Genomic DNA, 17294 nt, shown 5'->3' on the forward strand with positions numbered 1-17294 from the left:
GACCCCGGCGCGAAGGACTTCACACATGACCATCACCCTGGCCAGGACCTCCACCCGCAACGCGAGCCTTTCCGAAATCGTGGGCATTCTGCGCGAGCAGCACCCCCGCAAGACCGACGTCGTCGCCCCTGTCCAGAACATCCATGCGGCGGGCGGCCGACTGATCATCGAGGGTGCGGACTACGACCTCACCCCGGACGGAGTCACCAGGAAGCGGGCGGAGTACCGGCTTACCGACGTGTGCGAATCCGGCGTCGCGGAGAAGCTCGGCATTCCGGTCGGCTACCTGCGGAAGACCCGGACCGAGGCCCCGCACCTGTGGGACGCGAACGTCAACGGGTGGCTCAGTCACCAGAGCCGCGCCGACAAGTCGTTCATGGTCCGCACGCTGACCCCGGCCCAGGGCGAGGACACCGGGACCGCTCGCGCGTTCCTCAGCCCCAGCTACCGGATCATTGACAATCTGGACATCCTGACCGCCGCGCTCCAGGGCGTGCGGGACGCCGGTGTCGAGGTCCGGCTGGACAAGTGCGACCTCACCGACCGGAAGATGTACGTCAAGATCACCGCCCCGCAGGTCAGCGCCTACGCGCCGGAGCTCTTGAAGGACTACCGGAGCCCGTTTAGCGGCGCGCGTGGGGCCGACAACCCGACCGTCTTCGCCGGGTTCGAGATCAGCAACAGCGAAACCGGGTGCGGGGCATTCACCATCGTGCCCCGACTGGTCGTCCAGGTCTGCGACAACGGAATGGTGATCACCAAGGACGTCATGCGCTCCGTGCACATCGGCGGTAAGCAGCAGGACGGGGTGATCCGGTGGAGCGACACCACCCAGGCCCGCACACTCGAAGTCATCGCCTCCCAGACCACCGACGCCGTCAGCACATTCCTTGACCACGACTACGTCGTCCGACAGCTGCGGTCCATCCAGGAGACCGCCGCGACCCGGGTGAAGAACCCGGAGGCCACCATCACCACCGTCGCCCAGCGACTCAAGTTCACCGAGGAGCGCCGGGCCGACATCTTCGCCCACTTCATCCAGGGCGGAGACCTCTCCGCCGGTGGCGTGATGCACGCCGTCACCTCCGTCGCCCAGACCCTCCCCGACGCCGACGACGCCCACGAGTTCGAAGCCCACGGCATCCGCGCCATGGAGCTGGCCGCCTCCCTGTGACCGCCCCGCCGCCCGGCCCACCAGGGCCGGGCGGCCCGCCACAGGCCGCCACCAGCGCACCGCGAGAACCGGGACGCCCGTTGAACACCGCCGTTGAACGCCTTCGCAACCTCGTAGCCGACGTCACCACCTTCGAAGAGGAGTGGGAGGACAAGCTCCGTACGGCGCTGCCGTCCTACGACCCGAACCGCGCAGACTTCCCCGTCGACCCCGACGAGGAGGAGAGCTTCTACACGCTCTGCGCCGACCGCGCGGCCGAGGCCCGCGACCAACTCCACCGGGTGACCATCAGCATCGAAGCCGTCGCCCGTGAGCTGACGGACACCGTCGCCGAGGCGGACCAGCCCGGCTGACCGAACCACCGGCCGCCCAGCGCGAAGCTGGGCGGCCCCCGGCCGGGAGCGCCGAGCTGCGGGGATCGACCCCGCACCACGGCCCAACCCCTCCCGCAGCCCACCCACCGCAGCACCCACCCGCCGCACCGCCCGCCGGCCCCTGCCGCCCGCACCCGGGCGGCCCCCGGCCGGGAGCGCCGAGCTGCGGGGATCGACCCCGCACCACGGCCCAACCCCGCGCGGTACCTCCCGCTGCACACCCACACCCTCAACCACCACAGGAGAAGTGCGTGCCCACCCTGCCCCACACCGGGCTCCAGACCCCGGACCAGCCCTGCTACGAGGTCACCAGCTGCCAGGAGCTGGCGCTGCTCCGGGCGACCCCGTTCATGGCCACCCTCAGCCGCAGAGGCCGCAAGATCGGCAGCGCCCAGAACTACGGAGACGGGGACGCCACGGAGTTCGTGCCCCACGGCGACTTCGAAGTGGCCGAGTTCGCCCGCTTCGCCGACGCCTGCCGGCTCGACGGCCGGCCCGTCAGCCTCTCCCTGCTGCTGGACCTCCTGATCGAGGAGTTCAACGTCGGCCGCTCGCTGCGCGCACAGGCGCTCCAGGGCCGCACCCTGCTGCGGGAAGTCGCTCCAAACCGCACCGTCGCCATCAGCGGCACCATCCCGATGCCCGCCACCGCGGACGACCGCCGCCGCGCGCACGCCGCCCTCGGGCTGCCGCTCACGGCCGGTGCCACGACCCAGTTCTGGAACGGCAACAGCTGGGAGCACCTGGCCGGCACCCCCGCGACCTGACCCGTCCCGGCGCGGCCCCCGGACCGCGCCGAGGCCCGGCCAGAACCCGCCCCCGATCACCAACCGGAGACACCAGCATGCCCAAGTTCATCGTCCCCATCGACGTCATCACCGTCCACGTGGTGCCGGTCCTCGCCCCCACTCCCGCCGCAGCCCAGGCCGAAGCCGAACGCATCGTCACCACCGACTGGAAGACCTGGTTCGACCACACCGAGCCGCTGTGCGTCGGCGACGCCCACACCGAAGCCGAGTGGGACGCCCAGCAGGAAGCCTCCAGCCGCGAGGACCTCGGACGGGTGACCGTCCCGTTCCCCGCCCGGCCGGCGAAGGAGAGCACCCCCGCGGTCCGGTTCCGTGCATCGCGCACCGACCACCACGCCGACGACACCGAGTGTCCGCCCGCGCACAGGCACACCACCTCCGGCAAGCCCCTGACCCCGGGGTGCTCCGGACGCGCCTACTCCCAGGCCGGATGCAGCTGCGGCGAATGGTCGGTCAAGCACGCCGGCAAGGGCTACGTGGACGACGCGCGCCGCCAGCACGTCAGAACCGCGCACTAACGGTGCGCTCCATCCGATCAACGGGTGCGGCCCGGAGGGCAACCGGGCCGCACCCGCCCACGAAAACCGAGAGAACAAGATCGTGACCCCGACCACCACCGACAGGGACGCTCTCACCGCGGACCTCACCGTCGGCATCCTCGGCGTCTGCGCGTTCGCCGTCTCCTTCACTCACGTCGTGCAGACCTCCACCGAGGCCGGCCAGACCGGATGGGTGGCCTACGCCATCGCCGTGTCCGTCGAGCTGATGGCGCTCGGCGCCGTCGCCGAGATCCGCCGCCGCAAGCGCGCTCGACAACCGGCCCGGTGGCCCCGCGGAGTCCTGGTGCTCGGCGTGGCGATGAGCCTCGCCGCCAACCTCGCCGTCGCCCGGCCCACCCCGTGGGGATACGTGATGGCCGCCTGGCCCAGCCTGGCGTTCCTCGCCGCCGCCGGAATCATCGAATCCCGCCCCTCCGGCCCGCCGACCGACCCAGCACCGCCACGGTCCGCCGACGCAGACACCCAGGAGCACCAGGACGTCGCCGCCTGCCCTCCGCCGCCCGGCCCACCCCCGGCCGAGCCGGACGACCACACCCGCGCCGAAGACCCTGCCGAAGCGCCCGACGACGTCGAAGCCGATGAGACCGACGAGCAGCCGGCCACCGTGCTGCCGACGGAGCGGCCGAGCAAGCTGCGCGTCATCACCGACCTGCTCGCCGCGATGCGCGCCGACCCCGACTGGCGCCCCGACTACGACGAGCTGATCACCAGCACCGGCTACAGCCGGTCGTGGTGCGAGAAGCGGGTGGCCGACGCCCGCACACTCCACGGCCGTACGGAGGCCGGCCCCGCGCAGGAGCCCCCCGTCCACACGGGAGACCCGCGGCCCCGTGCTCCGATCCGTACAGCCCGGGACGCCGACGACCGGCCCCTCCCGCCCACCTCCCGACCCGCACCGAATCCGTACGAGGAACCCGCACATGAGCACCACCCTCCACATACCGCCGCAGCTGCGTGACGCCGACGCCTACGTACTGAACAACAGCGCGGGCAAGGACTCCGCCGCGATGCTCCACCTGTGGGCGACCACCGCCACCGAGGAGATGCTGGAACGTACCGTCGTCCTCCACCTCGACCTCGGCGACGCGGAGTGGGACGGCGTGCTGGCCCTCGCCGCACAGCAGGCCGCCGCGTACGGGCTCCCCTTCGAGGTCCGCCGCCGCGAGCGCGGCGGGCTGCTCGACCTGGTCCGGGAACGGGGCCGCTGGCCCGGGCTCTCCACTCCCTTCTGCCGCAGTTACCTCAAGCGCGACGTAGCCCGGAAGTTCTACACCGAGCTGACCAACCGGCTCGGCGTCACCGGCCGGCCCGCCCGCATCGTCACCGCGCTCGGACTGCGAGCCGACGAGAGCACAGTCCGTTCCCGCCGCCCCACCCTCGCCCTGGACCGCGCGGCCAGCTCCGGCCGCCGCCAGGTCACCACCTGGCTGCCCATCCACCAGCTCAGCACCGACGCCGTGTGGAAGACCGTACGGGCCAGCGGCATCCCGCCCCACCCCGTCTACCAGAACCTCGACCGCCTGAGCTGCCGACTGTGCCCGTTCGCCGGACGGCGCTCCCTCATCACCGCCGCACGGATGGCACCCGACACCGCACTGGACTACGCCCTGGTCGAAGACGAGATCCGCGTACCGTTCCGCCGCGACCTGTCGATGGCCCAGATCATCGAAGCCGCCGAGCGTGAGGACCCCGGCCCCGTACGGGCCCTGCGCCCGTGCGGAGCCGAATTCCGTACGCTTCCGCACGGTACGGAGGTGTGCGCCGCATGAGCCATAACGACTCGGCGGCCCTCCCGGTCGTACTCAGTTTCGGTATGGGGGTCGACAGTGCCGCCGTTGCCGCCCGCTGGCTCACCGAGCCGGCCAGCCGGGACTTCCCGCTCGACCGGTTGACCGTGCTGACCGCGATGACGGGCGACGAGCCCGACGTCACCCGGCGCCTGGTCGAGAAGCACCTTCTGCCGATGATGCGCAGCAACGGCGTGCGGTTCGTCCAGCTCAGCAGGACCAGCCAGCGGGGCGGCTACACCGTGCTGGACGACTCCCGCAGCCCGCGCCGCCTGATCACCCGCGGACCGTGGCGGCTGTCCGACGAACTCCGCGCCAGCGGCACCGTCCCGCAGATCGCCGCTAAACGCCGGCTGTGCAGCTTGCACGCGAAGGGAGACGTGCTCGACGGTTGGCTGGGCGACGAGTTCCAGGGCACCCCGTTCCGACACGCGCTCGGCTTCGCCAGCGAGGAACTCCGCCGAGCCGAGAGGGACGAAGGCTTCACCGCCCTCGGCCGCCTCCCCGAGTACCCGCTGATCAACGACTGGGGGTGGGACCGCCACCGGTGCGAGCAGTACCTGCTCGACCGCTTCGGCGAGCCGTGGACGAGGAGCGCCTGCGGATACTGCCCGTTCTCCGCCGGGCGGCGCGGGAGGGCCGAGCTGGTCGAGCGCTGGCGGGCGGAGCCGGACATCGGCGCCCAGGCCCTCGCGCTGGAGTACACCGCGATGGCCCTCAACCCACGCTCGAAGCTCTACGGCGACACCGCAGCCCAGGACCTCGCCCGCACTCACGGTCTGGCCGACGTCCTCGCCGAGTTCGAAGAACACCTTCGGCGGCAGCGCTGGAGCGTCTACGAGGTCCGGCGCATCATCCACCCCCGGCGGCACGACCCCACCGCCAAGGGCGCCGCTTGGCGAAGCGTGCGCACGGTGTTCAGCGGCAGCCGGACCGATGCCACCGCCGCGCTGGCGGCCATTGCCACCGGCAGAGCCGTCACCGACCAGTACGGGATCAGCAGGGCCGAGATCATCCCCCGCACCGACGGGTTCCCCGCGATCGAGATGACCCTGGCCCTGGCACCGGCCGGCGTCGCCGACAAGGAACGTTCCGCGTTCGCGGCGTGGTGGGAACGACTGCACCACCAGGCCGATCTCACGCCCCCGGTCGCGCTCGCGGCGTGAGCGGAATGCATGACGGGGGCCAGCAGCACGGCCGAAGCCGTACCGGCCTCGATGGACCGGCTTGGGCAAGCCGCTGGCCCCCTCCCACGAAGACCGATCCCGAAAGACCGTTACTCCGCGCCGGTAGATTAGTCCATGTCGAACTCGGGGAGGGTCCTCCCCCTTGAACAACCACCCCAAGGAGACTTCCGTGCCCCCCGCCCCGACGCTCGCGGAACGGCTGGACGCCGCCACCGCGGACAGTCTCAGCGTCGCTGACATCAGCAACGCGACTGGGCTGTCCGAGTCCACCGTCCGCCGCCTCGCCAAGGACCCGGAGTGGCCCGGCTCCGAGGAATCCGGCGACCACCGCGAGGAGCGGTACCCGCGTGAAGCCGTCGCCGCGTGGATGCGCGACAACCAGGCCGCCCGCATCGACGTGGCCGAGCTGCCGGGGGACGACGCCGACCGCGTCACCCTCACCGAGGTCGCCAGCCGGACCGGCCGACTGCGCGAGACCGTCAGCCGCATGCCCTCCACCTACCGCAACAGCGCAGACCCGTTCCCCACCGCCGATCCGCTCGGCACCTACAGCTGGGGCGAGGTCAAATCCTGGCTCGGCCGACGGTCCAGCCGCACCGGCCCCCGCGGAACGGTCCAGCCCCCCGCTCCCGCTGCCGAGCCCACCACCCAGCCGGTGCTCGACAAGGTCACCACCGCCATGATCGAGCGCCTGACCGGCAAGGGGAAGGAGGCCGTGAAGACCCTGGTGCGTAGGCCTGAGATCGCCGTGCTCAGCACCAAGGTCGGCCGACTCCGGGTGTGGTCCGCCGACGCCCTGCTGCCGCTGCTGTGGCAGCTCGGCTACCTGCCGGCCTCCGGCCCGCTCGGTGCCGAGCCGACCGCCGTCCTGGTCGAGCTCGGCTACCTGCCCGCGGAGGGAAAGCCGACCGCCGAGCAGCGCGCTGTGCTGCGCGAGTTCGGCTACGAGGAGGAAGGCAGCGTCGAACACCGCGCCTGGCTTCGAGGGCCCCACCGCACCGCGACCGAGCTGGCCAAGTACTACGGCGTCAGCATCAGCGCGATCAGCAAGCGCATCGCCCGCGCCCAGGAAGCCGGCCAGCCCGTGCCGCACCCGATCGACACCGAGGACGGCAAGCGCTACGACCCGAAGGTCTTCGACGCATTCTGGAACCCCCCGGCCGCCGAGTAGCGACCGCCGAACACCACGAAGGCGCTGCCGACCAGCTCACGGTCGGCAGCGCCTTCGCCTTTTCCCCGTTCCCGCCAGCGCACGGATCACCCTCGGCTAGCGCGGCAGGGCGTCGCTGCTGCCCGCACCGGAGGGCTCCGGGTAGGACTTGAGGAGCATGTGGTGCCGGGCCCCTCCCTCGATCGCCGCAGTCGCCTCCCGGGGGACGGCCACGATCCCCTCCAAGAGCCCCACAGCGCGGCGGTAGGCGGTCTGACGCTCGGCGTCGGACGCTCCCTCGCCCAGCGCGGTACGCAGCAGGCGCTGAGCCTGCGCGACTGCCGCGCGCTCCCGTTCCGGCAGCCGGCCCGTGCCGACCTTGCGAGCGTGGCGATCAGCGACCTGCCAGGCGATCTCCAGTGCCGTCACCGCTCGCCCGTACTCCGCGGCAGCGCCCGAACCGGCGGCGCGGGCGTCGGCCGCCGCAGCGAGCGCGTGCACCAGATCGGCGGTCTCCCGCACGGAGACATCCGTCAGCAGCGGACGTTCCAGCACCGCCAGGATGTCGGAGCAGTACGCGCCGTACTCCTCCAACACAAGATCGTGCCGATCCTCGATGCGCTGACGCCGCAGCCGCGCGGCCCGGCCGGTCGCCCGGCGCTTCCCCACCGCCAGGGTGGCCACGGCCGCCCCGGCCACCGCCGCGACCGCGACCGCGACCAAACCGACGACGCCCCACGGCACCTCGAAGCCGCTGTCCGTCGGCACCGGCTCAGCCTGCGGCGAGCCGGCTGCCGATTCCCAGATGGCCGGGAGCACCTTCAACACCAGCGCCGGGCACGCGGCGACGGCCAAACCCGCGAGGAGGCCGCGGACCGGGGAAGCGTCGTGCCGCGCCATCAAGCCGTTCACGGCGGACCGGACCAGCGAGCCGAATGCGATCACAGTGCCGAGCGTCAGCCCGATCCACTGGACCCACTGGTCAGGGTTCTGACTCATCCGCGGCACGTCCCAAGCAGTAGTTCGAATACCACCGCATCGTCTCACGCTGCTCGCGGCCGAAGCCGTGACGAACGGCACCGGCACCTACCCGTCACCCCTGCACCGGCTCACCGCTCCCAGAGCCGGCGGAGCAGGCCGCCGCGCGTCCCGGACCGGACTCCACGGCCGCGACCGCCTCGGCACCGCGGCCGTCGCCGCGCAGCTTCCCGGCCCCGGCGACCTCCGCCAGGATCGCCCGTACGTCCGCCAGCGACAGCCCGGTCAGCTCCGCGATCTGATCGCGCGCCTCACCCAGATCGGCGAGCGCCGCAACCGCCTCCCGTGCCAGGCGTTCCGGCTCCCGCGCCGCCGCTTCCGCGTCCGCCAGGATCTTCTCCGCCCGAGACCGAGCGGCCACCCGCAGCTGCTCTGCCCTCCTCGTCTGCTCGTAGAAGTCGATCAAGGCCGACTCCACCTGCCGCTCGCGCCGGAGGCGCTCCGCATCCCGTGCTGCCTTCGCCTGCTGCGCCGCCCTGACCGCACTGGCCCGCGTCGCCGAAATTCTTCCACTCATGCATCGAATTTAGCCGAAAAAGCCTAGTCCGCAAACCCCTTTGAATCCCCCTTGATAAGCGTCGATAAATGTCGAGAAGAGTCGATAGGAAAACCGCGACGCACATCACACTTTCCACTCAAGAGGGCCGCCTGAGCTGCCCATATGCCAGCATTACCAAGCCATCCAGACACCTCTTGCAGATATTCTGAGCATGGTCCGCTGCGCGGGGCTAAAGTACTCGCATGGCATTTGATGAGGCAGGTGAATCGGCGGCTCGAATAGCCGTCGCACCCACCCTCATCCGTAACCGGAAAAGCTGGGGGTGGTCGCGTTGATGACCATCCACAAGCTCACCGCCGGCAACGGCTACACCTACCTGACGCGCCAGGTCGCGGGCGGCGACGTACAGCGTCAGCGGGGACAGTCGGCAGCCGAGTACTACACCCAGAAGGGCAACCCCCCGGGCATCTGGCTCGGACGCGGCGCACCCCTGCTCGGGCTCGACGGCACCACCGTCACCGAGCAGCAGATGAAGCACCTGTTCGGCCTGGGCCAGCACCCGGACGCCGAGCAGATCATCGCCGAGCACCTGGCCGCCAACGTGCGCGCCGACATGGACGCCGAGCAGCTGACCGCCGTGCGCGCCGCCGCGATCAAGGCCGCCACCCTCGGCCGCAAGTACCCGGAGTACAAGCCGCTCGACCCGTTCGCCGAGCGCGTCGACAAGCGCCTGGCCGTCATCGAGAAGCAGGCGCGCCGCGAGCCCACCCGTGCCGAGATCAAGAAGATCCAGCACGAGGAGTCCCGCCGCCAGCGCGCCGCCGTCGCCGGCTTCGACCTGGTCTTCGCCCCGGTGAAGTCCGCCGCGGTGCTGTGGGCGCTGGACGAACGCGAGGAGGTCCGCGCCGCCGTCCGCGACGCCCACGAGGCCGCCCGCGACGCCGCGCTGGAGCTGCTGGAAGAGCACGCCGCCTTCACCCGCACCGGCAGCACCGGCCAGGCCCAGATCGAGACCAAGGGCCTGGTCGCCGTCGCCTTCGACCACTTCGACTCCCGGGCCGGCGACCCCAACCTCCACACCCACGTCGCCGTCGCCAACAAGATCCAGGGGATCGACGGCAAGTGGCGCGCGCTGGACGCCCGGGGCCTGCTGGCGATGACGGTTGCCGCCTCCGAGTTCTACAACTCCCGCTTCGAGACCGAGCTGACCGCCCGGCTCGGCGTGCAGTTCGAAGCCCGCGAGGACTCCGTCACCAAGCGGCAGCCGGTGCGCGAGATCGTCGGTGTCCCCATCGAGGCGATCACCCACTTCTCCAGCCGCCGGACCGAGATCGAAGCCCGCTACGAGCAACTCCTTCGCGAGTACCGGCGCGAGCATGGCCACGACCCCTCCCGCGGCATGACCCACCAGCTCGCCCGCCAGGCCAACCTCGACACCCGAGAGGGCAAGAAGGCCGCCCGCTCCCTTGAGGAGATGCGCGCCGACTGGGCCCACACCGTCACCCAGGCCCACGGCCAGGACGTCATTAACCGCGTGATGGCCGCCGTCCCCGCGCCCGAGACCGCCTCCGCCCAGGCCGAGGAGCAGGTGCGCGAAGCGGCCGACATCCCGACCCTGGCCGGCACCGTGCTGCTCGCCGTCGCCGAGGAACGCGCGGTGTGGACGGTCTGGAACCTGCGTGCCCACGCCGAGTGTCTGGCCCGCTCCGAGCACCCCACCAACAGCACCGACGAGCACCAGCAGCTGGTCGAGGCGATCGTCACCGAGGCGATCTCCCCGGTCCACAGCATCCGCGTGGACGCCCCCGCCCTGCTCACCGAACCCGAGGAACTGCGCCGCTCCAACGGCGACTCCGTCTTCGTCCAGCACGCCTCCGCCCGGTACACCAGCAGCACCATCCTGGACGCCGAACGCCGCCTGGTCGACGCCGCCCTCACCCCCTTCACCAGCGGCCCGAACCCCGCCTTCGTCGGCGCGGCGATCGACGGCTTCGAGGCCCGCCACCGAACCCTGGACGACGGCCAGCGCGCCCTCGTCACCAGCTTCGTCACCGACAAAAGGCTGCTCGCGGTGGGCCTCGGCCCGGGAGGCTCCGGCAAGACCACTGCCATGCAGGCGTACGTCCACGTCGCCAACCAGGCCGGACAGCGTGTCGTCCCGCTCGCCACCTCCGCCGCAGCCGCCGCCGTCCTCGCCAAGGACCTCAAGCAGCCCGCCGAGAACCTCCACAAGTTCCTCTGGGAGTACACCGGCGGCACCTACGCCGGTCAGCTCCAGCGAGGCGAGAACATCCCCTCCAGCCGGGCCGGCTTCGCCCTGAACCCGGGCGACGTAGTCCTGGTGGACGAGGCCGGGATGGCGGGCACCCTCAACCTGGACAACCTCACCCGGATCGCCGCCCAGCGCGGCGCGACCGTGCGCCTGCTCGGCGACTACCGCCAGCTCAGCTCCGTCGAAGCCGGCGGCGCGCTGCGCCTGATCGCCGCCGTAGCGGGCGCCGTCGAACTCACCGAACTCCACCGGTTCAGCGACAAGGCCGAAGCCGACGCCACCCTCAAGATCCGCGTGGGCGACGGCAGCGGCCTGGACTTCTACTTCACCAACCAGCGGGTCGTCAGCGGCTCGCGCACCGCCATGATCGAGGCCGCGTACGACGGCTGGAAGGCCGACATGCTCGCGGGCAGGACCACGCTGATCAGCGCCGCTTCCGGAGCCGACGTCACCACCCTGTCCGCCCGCGCCCGCGACGAGCGCGTGGCCGCCGGCCAGGTCGAGGCGGACGGCGTCCTGCTGCGCGACGGCAACCGTGCGGGACGCGGCGACTGGATCGTCACCCGCGACAACAACCGCAAGATCACCACCAACCGGGGCCGCGACTTCGTCAAGAACGGCGACGCCTGGGAGATCCTCCAGCGCCACCAGGACGGCTCGCTCAAGGTCCGACACATGGGCCACCGCGGCCACCTCACACTGCCCGCCGACTACGTCTCCGCCAACGTCCAGCTGCTCTACGCCTCCACCGTCATGCGCTCCCAGGGCGGCACCGTGGACACCGCCCACCCCCTGGTCACCGAGGACATGACCCGCGAGGACCTGTACGTCCAGCTCTCCCGCGCCCGCCACAAGACGACCATCTACACGGCCACCCACGACCTGCTGCCCTTCGACACCGACGAGCAGCTCGACCAGCCCAAGAACGACCCCGACAGCTTCGCCGCCCGCGAGGTCCTGGAGCGCGTCCTGGGCCGCGAGGGCGCCCAGCTCTCCGCCACCGACACCATCCGCAACGCCCAGGAGGACGCCGTCTCCCTGGCCACCCTGGCACCCCGCCACCAGCACGCCACCGAGACCCTCACCACCCCCTACTACCACCAGCTCATCCACCGACTCCTCGGCCCCGCCCTCGCCGAGCAGATCACCACCGACGACGCGATGACCGCCGTCGTCCGCGCGCTGCGCACCGCCGAAGCCGGCGGCTGGCAGCCCGAGCGACTGATCGCCGCCGCCACCTGGCGCGGCGACCTGACCACCGCCGACTCCCCGGCCCAGGCCCTCGCCTGGCGCCTGAACACCATCACCGACGACCGCCCGGCCCCGGCCCACCTCGACGCCCCGAGCACCGCGGACACCGCCCGCTACGCCACCCTGGTCGCGGCGCTCACCAACCTGCCCGCCCACCGCTTCGACCCCGAGACCGCGACCGCCGAACCGGCCGCCCTTCGCGTCGCACCCGCCGCCGCCCAGCTCCCCGACGCGCACCCGCACGTCTCCGCCGACACCCTCAACCGCTACGCCGACGCCGCCGCCACCGCGGTCGGCACCACCACCGACAAGGTCACCGCCCACCCGCAGTGGCCGCACCTCGCCGGCACCCTGGCCGCCGCCGAGCGCGCCAACCGCGACACCACCACCCTCCTCACCGCCGCCGCGAACCAGACCACCGGCACGAGCGACCCGGTCACCGCCCTGACCCGCGCCGCCCGCACCAACCTGACCGCCGACGGCATCCCCGAGAACCACCAGAACACCCCCGCCGCCCTGCGCCACCAGGCCCTCGCCGCCGACATCCTCGGCGCCGAACTCGCCACCCGCGCCCGCAACGAACGCACATGGCCCGCCCTCACCGCCGCCCTTCGCCGCGCCGAGACCGCCGGCCACGAACCCGCCACCCTGCTGCGCCAGGCCGCCGAGAGCCGCCCGCTCACCGGCGCCGACAGCCTCAGCCAGGTCCTCGCCTGGCGTATCGGCCGCCACCTCGCCACCGCCGCACCGGCCACCACCGAGCAGCAGAACGACCGCGCCGAAACGGAGCTGTGGCGCACCCTCGCCTGGACCCTCAAGGCGATCGAGAACACCGGCACCACCGCAGAGACCGCCCTCTCCGAGGTGACCGGCCGCACCGCGCTGCCCGAACTTCTCCAGCACACCCAGCAGCAGGCGCTCGCCCACACCCGTGCCGCCTCCGGCCGAACCGACCTCCCGGCCTGGATCAGCGCCGTCCCGCGCTCCACCGTGGCCAACCCGCTCCACCACGAGTACCTCACCGACAGCGCCGCCCTGATCGCCAACCGGCTCTCGGTGCTCGCCGACCGCACCGTGGAGAACCGCCCGGAGTGGAGCCGGACCCTCGGCGAAGCCCCGCAGGACCCCACCCAGCACGCCCGGTGGCAGCAGCAGCTCGCCGTCGTCGCCGCCTACCGCGACCAGTACAAGGTCACCGACGACAACGCCCTCCAGCCCGCCGGCCCCTACATCGAGGAAGGGCGCACCGGCCACGACGCCTACTGGCAGGCCGCCGCGGCCGCCATCGCCGCCCGACGCATCGCCGCCGCACCGGCAAGCACGGAGACCACCACCGGGACCACCGACCAGCAGGCCCGACACCAGCTTGCCGCCGACGTCTACCGCGCCCTTCCTGAGGCCGACCAGGCCGAGATCCTGCGCACCGTCGCCACCCGTACCGGTGCCACCTGGCTCGCCAGCCGCCCGCGCCTGGACGACGCCGCCTTGGCCCAGCCGAACGTTGTCGAGCAGGTCACCACCGTGCTCGCCGAGCGCCGCCAGCTCACCGCAGAGGCCACCCGGCCCGAGCAGTCGCAGGCAGCGGAACAGCGCCAGCCGACCCTCGCCGAACGCCGCCGCGCCGGCCGCCAGGCCGAACGCCAGGCCCACCGCGAACAGCTCCAGCAGCGCGGCGGACAGCCCATCCGCATTGCCCGGACCGCACCGACCCGTCGGGTCGAACCGACCGACCAGCGCCAGAACCAGGCCCCGGTCCAACATCCGGCTGTGCAGCAGCCTCCGGTTCAGCGGCTTCCGCAGCAGGCCCGCCAGGACCAACAAGGCCCACGCCTTCGGTAGGAGATCGCGCAGTGACCAGGACACGGAGCAACGCTTTGACCAACCCCAAGGCGGGTGATGCTGCCGAAGCCCCGAGTAATCCGCAAGAATCGCCAAACTGCCATCAAGGGGACCCGAGATCGCCTACCGTGGTCGCTGCGGTGACGTCTAGTCACTTCGTATTCCGATGCCGCCTCACGACACGTCGAGAGGGGGTGAGAAGTGATCGAGAAGATCCGAAGGATGCGGAAGTTACCGCTCCGCCGAGTCCACCAGCGGTTGCCGGACCTGGTCCACGTCACGCAGTTCGCGGCTGCGGTCGTGACCATCATGGTCCAGCTCTACCACTGGTAGACCTCGGTTGATCCGTTGAAGGAGAGCGGATCGGGGCGGCCCCTCACGGGTCGCCCCACAGGCTTTGCGGAAGTTATTGAACTTCCGCAAGCAGGTACCACCGTAGCCGTGCAAGCCTGCACGTGTCAGGCGATCGTGCATTAAGCATGGTAGCCATTCTCCTGTCAGTCCGGGTGGCCTCCGGTCCTCATTTCAGCCTCTGGCCGGGTGTCTCGGGCCATGGGGGTTGCCAATGACCGTCTGCTCAACCTCACCTGGACTCACAGAGTTAAGCAACCGCAATCGTGCCCCGGGAACGAGGCCAGGTCCCCTGGGGCGAGCGCGCAGGCACCGCTTCCGCATGGACTGGCAGCAGCCGGCTCGCCGGTCCTCTGGACTTTGGCGACGCCGCGATGGCTCAGCCGAACGTCGCCGCGCCGGTCGCCAGGTACACCGCGACCAGCTCCAGCAACGCGGTGAACCGCCCACTCCCACTGCCCAGACCGTACCGACCTGCAAGGTCGAACCCACCGGGCGGCGCCAGAACCAGGCCCCGTCCCCGCGGCCGGCCGTCCCCAACCGGTGGTCCAGTCGTTCCCGCCGCAGCCCGCCAAGACAGGCAGGGCCCGTGCCTGTGGTGAACCGAGTTTCCGATGATCCAGTGGGACCAGGTGCCGGGCAGTGGTAGCTCGTCAGTGCAGCCGGTGCTGGCCCGGTTGATTCAGACGCGGGCCCTCAACGGAGCGCCCGACCGCCCGGTCGCGTGCATCGGGAGTGACTCGGCGAGGTGTGCACTTGTGGCGAGAAGGTCTTCGCGAGCGTCGACGTTGTCCAGGACGGTGCGCTCCGCCGTCTCGAACGCACCATCCCGTGACCATGCGCGTGTTCGAATGACTTGAGCGGCGGCGGAGCCTCCGGACTATCCATGGAGGTGCATAGTGTGGGGAGTTGTCCCGGTTGTCCGGGGAGAGGGTGAAACGTTCCCTGGGGCAGTTTTTGCAGCACCCGCTACAGGGGGTGCACCGTCCCTAGCGGGCAGTAGCGTTTGTTGTGGCTCCCATGACCTTGAGAGCCGCCCTGGTCAGCGGACGTGACCCGCTGGCCAGGGCCCGTTCGTCGATCAAACCGTAGGTTGACTATGACCAAGCCCGACCGACTCCCGGCGGTGCGCGCGAACGCGCGCCCCGCGGTGGTGAACGCTATCAGTCCCGTTCTCGCGTCCGTGGGATCGAAGCGCCCGCGCGAGCGGGTCATTGAGGTGCGCGGGGCGCACCTTCCGGCGGACGCGCTGCTCTACACGCTGGCCCTGTGCTGGGCTCTTTTCGCGCTGGGCGGCTTCGAGCGGGACGTCGTGGTGCTGCTGCTGTGCGCGGGCGCGCGGAGCACCGGCTTCACCTGGTGGCGGCTGACGCTGCGTTGACGCTGTAGTGCGGGCCCGGTGAGAGCCGGGCCCGCACATGACCGCGCCCTTGGTCCGGCCCCGTGCGCCGGACACGGACAGTCACACCCAGGGACTGCGAGAATATGCCAGAGGCACCACATACTGGGCCCGGCACCGCACCGGGCCTGACACCTCACCACTGCCGTACCCCCGACGCCGGCTTCTGGGAGTTCGTGGCGCTCGTACAGCACCACTACCTGGCCTACGCCACGGCCAGACTCACGGACGGCGTAAGCGGCGCGGCCGCGGTCGACCACGCGCTGGAGCGCGCTCGCTCCAGCTGGACGACCCTCCTCGCAGGCCCGTCCACTGCCGGTGACGCCTGGCACCTGCTGCGCGACGCGGTCACCGCCCACCGGCCCGTTGACGACGGCCGGCATGCGGCGGAGAAGCAGGTCGACATGCTGCACCGGTACCTGCCGGAGCCACTGGCCGACGCCGCGCTCCTTCACCACCGACTCGGCCTGTCGGCGGCCGACGCCGCCCACCTCATGGGCACCGACGCCGCCGCGGTCCAGGCCGGGCTGCGCAGCGCCGACCGGCTGATGGCCGACGTCGAGCTTCTGACGGAGGGGGCGGTGCCCAGGGCCAAGTGACATCGCCGTCGCCTTCTCCGCGCCTTGTTGTGCGCGGTGGAGGTGGCGGCGCATATGCCATGGCAGCGCCACGCCGCGCGCCACCCCTTGGGGTGATGCATAGTCAGAAGTCGTGGCGCTCTTAGGCATGCGATCTTTACAATGAGCCCGCAACAGCCGTGCGGCCCGCGATGGTTGCCAGGAGCGAGGGGCGTTGTGGGGAACTCCGAACGTGGGATCGATGTCACCGTGCCCAGCTCGGCACGGATCTATGACGCCCTGCTGGGCGGCACCCGCCACTTCGACGCCGACCGTGTCGCCACCGAGCACCTGCGAGGCCGCATGCCGGACGCCGACGGCCTCGCGCTGGCCAACCGCTCGTTTCTCCAGCGCGTAACGCGAACGCTCGCTGTGGAACACGGCATCCGCCAGTTCATCGACCTCGGCTCGGGGCTGCCGATGACGGACAACGTCCATCAGATCGTCCAGCGGGTCGACCCGCGCTCACGGGTCGTCTACGTCGACAACGATCCGATCGTGATCACTTACGGCCGCGAATCGCTGGACGAGAACGACAGAACCGCCATGCTGAACGCGGACCTCGCGGACGCTGAAGGGATCTTCGAGCACGCAGCGGTCAAGGACTTGATCAACCGGGACCAGCCGACCGGCGTGCTGCTCGTGGCTGCCCTGGAGTGCCTGCCGGATGCCGCCCGCCCCAGGGCGGTGGTGCAACGTGTCACCCAGCGCCTGGCGCCGGGCAGCTTCGTGGCCGTCAGTCACCTGGTCTGCGAAGACCCGCAGACGCGAGACGACGTCACGAAGATCATGAACGATCAGACCGGCGGCCGCTGGGGCCGGGTGCGCGAGCGCTGGGAGGTCGATGCCTTCGTCGAGGGCCTGGCCGTCGAGGAGCCGGGCCTGGTGGATGTCGTCGACTGGCGCCCGCAGTCGGCTCTCCAGCAGGCCCTGCGCTCCAACGTGTGGCAGCAGTACGGAGGACTGGCCCGCGTCGCGTGATCCGCA

The 17294-nt window shown here is 71.2% G+C and carries 14 protein-coding genes; 12 read left to right on the top strand and 2 right to left on the bottom strand.

Features of this window, described 5'->3' with window-relative positions; genetic code table 11:
• Positions 1-25: 25 nt before the first annotated feature.
• From ACGFSC_RS21050 to ACGFSC_RS21085, 8 genes are all read left to right on the top strand, one after another.
• On the top strand, positions 26-1174 hold the full coding sequence (locus ACGFSC_RS21050) for a DUF932 domain-containing protein (RefSeq protein WP_359904896.1): 1149 nt from the start codon (positions 26-28) through the stop codon (positions 1172-1174).
• A gap of 80 nt (positions 1175-1254) precedes the next feature.
• Positions 1255-1527 carry a hypothetical protein gene (locus ACGFSC_RS21055; RefSeq protein WP_359904893.1) on the top strand — a complete coding sequence of 91 codons (273 nt, stop codon included), beginning with the start codon at positions 1255-1257 and terminating at the stop codon, positions 1525-1527.
• Positions 1528-1799: 272 nt separating this feature from the next.
• Positions 1800-2315: a hypothetical protein gene (locus ACGFSC_RS21060; protein ID WP_359911293.1), complete on the top strand. Its 516-nt coding sequence runs from the start codon at positions 1800-1802 to the stop codon at positions 2313-2315.
• Between the two features lie 77 nt (positions 2316-2392).
• Entirely contained in the window at positions 2393-2875 is a 483-nt protein-coding gene (locus ACGFSC_RS21065) for a hypothetical protein (protein ID WP_359911296.1), read from the top strand.
• 82 nt (positions 2876-2957) lie between these two features.
• Entirely contained in the window at positions 2958-3875 is a 918-nt protein-coding gene (locus tag ACGFSC_RS21070; protein ID WP_359911299.1) for a DUF2637 domain-containing protein, read from the top strand.
• Entirely contained in the window at positions 3838-4686 is an 849-nt protein-coding gene (locus tag ACGFSC_RS21075) for a phosphoadenosine phosphosulfate reductase family protein (RefSeq protein WP_359911302.1), read from the top strand. The genes ACGFSC_RS21070 and ACGFSC_RS21075 overlap by 38 nt, the downstream gene beginning before the upstream one ends.
• Positions 4683-5870, top strand: coding sequence for a hypothetical protein (locus ACGFSC_RS21080; RefSeq protein WP_359911305.1), 1188 nt, complete (start codon positions 4683-4685; stop codon positions 5868-5870). The genes ACGFSC_RS21075 and ACGFSC_RS21080 overlap by 4 nt, the downstream gene beginning before the upstream one ends.
• Positions 5871-6060: 190 nt before the next feature.
• On the top strand, positions 6061-7062 hold the full coding sequence (locus tag ACGFSC_RS21085) for an HTH domain-containing protein (RefSeq protein WP_359911308.1): 1002 nt from the start codon (positions 6061-6063) through the stop codon (positions 7060-7062).
• A 96-nt stretch (positions 7063-7158) separates the two neighbouring features.
• On the opposite strand, the gene ACGFSC_RS21090 is transcribed toward ACGFSC_RS21085, so the two are convergent.
• Complete coding sequence (locus tag ACGFSC_RS21090; RefSeq protein WP_359911310.1) at positions 7159-8040, bottom strand: hypothetical protein; 882 nt, start codon at positions 8038-8040, stop codon at positions 7159-7161.
• 94 nt (positions 8041-8134) lie between these two features.
• On the bottom strand, positions 8135-8596 hold the full coding sequence (locus tag ACGFSC_RS21095) for a hypothetical protein (protein WP_392863717.1): 462 nt from the start codon (positions 8594-8596) through the stop codon (positions 8135-8137).
• A 316-nt stretch (positions 8597-8912) separates the two neighbouring features.
• On the opposite strand from ACGFSC_RS21095, the gene mobF reads away from it, so the two are divergent.
• The 4 genes from mobF (at position 8913) to ACGFSC_RS21115 (ending at position 17288) form a co-directional block, all read left to right on the top strand.
• Positions 8913-13940: a MobF family relaxase gene (gene mobF / locus ACGFSC_RS21100; RefSeq protein ID WP_359911316.1), complete on the top strand. Its 5028-nt coding sequence runs from the start codon at positions 8913-8915 to the stop codon at positions 13938-13940.
• Positions 13941-15390: 1450 nt separating this feature from the next.
• Positions 15391-15672 (top strand): hypothetical protein, encoded by a 282-nt coding sequence (locus ACGFSC_RS21105; RefSeq protein WP_359911319.1) that lies wholly within the window; start codon positions 15391-15393, stop codon positions 15670-15672.
• A 194-nt stretch (positions 15673-15866) separates the two neighbouring features.
• A complete protein-coding gene (locus ACGFSC_RS21110; protein ID WP_359911321.1) occupies positions 15867-16289 on the top strand; it encodes a hypothetical protein in 423 nt (140 codons plus the stop codon).
• Between the two features lie 195 nt (positions 16290-16484).
• A complete protein-coding gene (locus ACGFSC_RS21115; RefSeq protein ID WP_359911324.1) occupies positions 16485-17288 on the top strand; it encodes an SAM-dependent methyltransferase in 804 nt (267 codons plus the stop codon).
• Positions 17289-17294: the final 6 nt, after the last annotated feature.

The organism is Kitasatospora sp. NPDC048715 (genome assembly GCF_043198905.1).
In the GTDB taxonomy this organism is placed as follows: Bacteria; Actinomycetota; Actinomycetes; order Streptomycetales; family Streptomycetaceae; genus Kitasatospora; species Kitasatospora lactacystinica.

Coding starts and splice junctions, on each gene's coding strand:
- ACGFSC_RS21105 (WP_359911319.1), top strand. CDS start 15,391: ATGACCAAGCCCGACCGACTCCCGGCGGTGCGCGCGAACGCGCGCCCC.
- ACGFSC_RS21080 (WP_359911305.1), top strand. CDS start 4,683: ATGAGCCATAACGACTCGGCGGCCCTCCCGGTCGTACTCAGTTTCGGT.
- ACGFSC_RS21065 (WP_359911296.1), top strand. CDS start 2,393: ATGCCCAAGTTCATCGTCCCCATCGACGTCATCACCGTCCACGTGGTG.
- ACGFSC_RS21050 (WP_359904896.1), top strand. CDS start 26: ATGACCATCACCCTGGCCAGGACCTCCACCCGCAACGCGAGCCTTTCC.
- mobF (WP_359911316.1), top strand. CDS start 8,913: ATGACCATCCACAAGCTCACCGCCGGCAACGGCTACACCTACCTGACG.
- ACGFSC_RS21090 (WP_359911310.1), bottom strand. CDS start 8,040: ATGAGTCAGAACCCTGACCAGTGGGTCCAGTGGATCGGGCTGACGCTC.
- ACGFSC_RS21095 (WP_392863717.1), bottom strand. CDS start 8,596: ATGAGTGGAAGAATTTCGGCGACGCGGGCCAGTGCGGTCAGGGCGGCG.
- ACGFSC_RS21075 (WP_359911302.1), top strand. CDS start 3,838: ATGAGCACCACCCTCCACATACCGCCGCAGCTGCGTGACGCCGACGCC.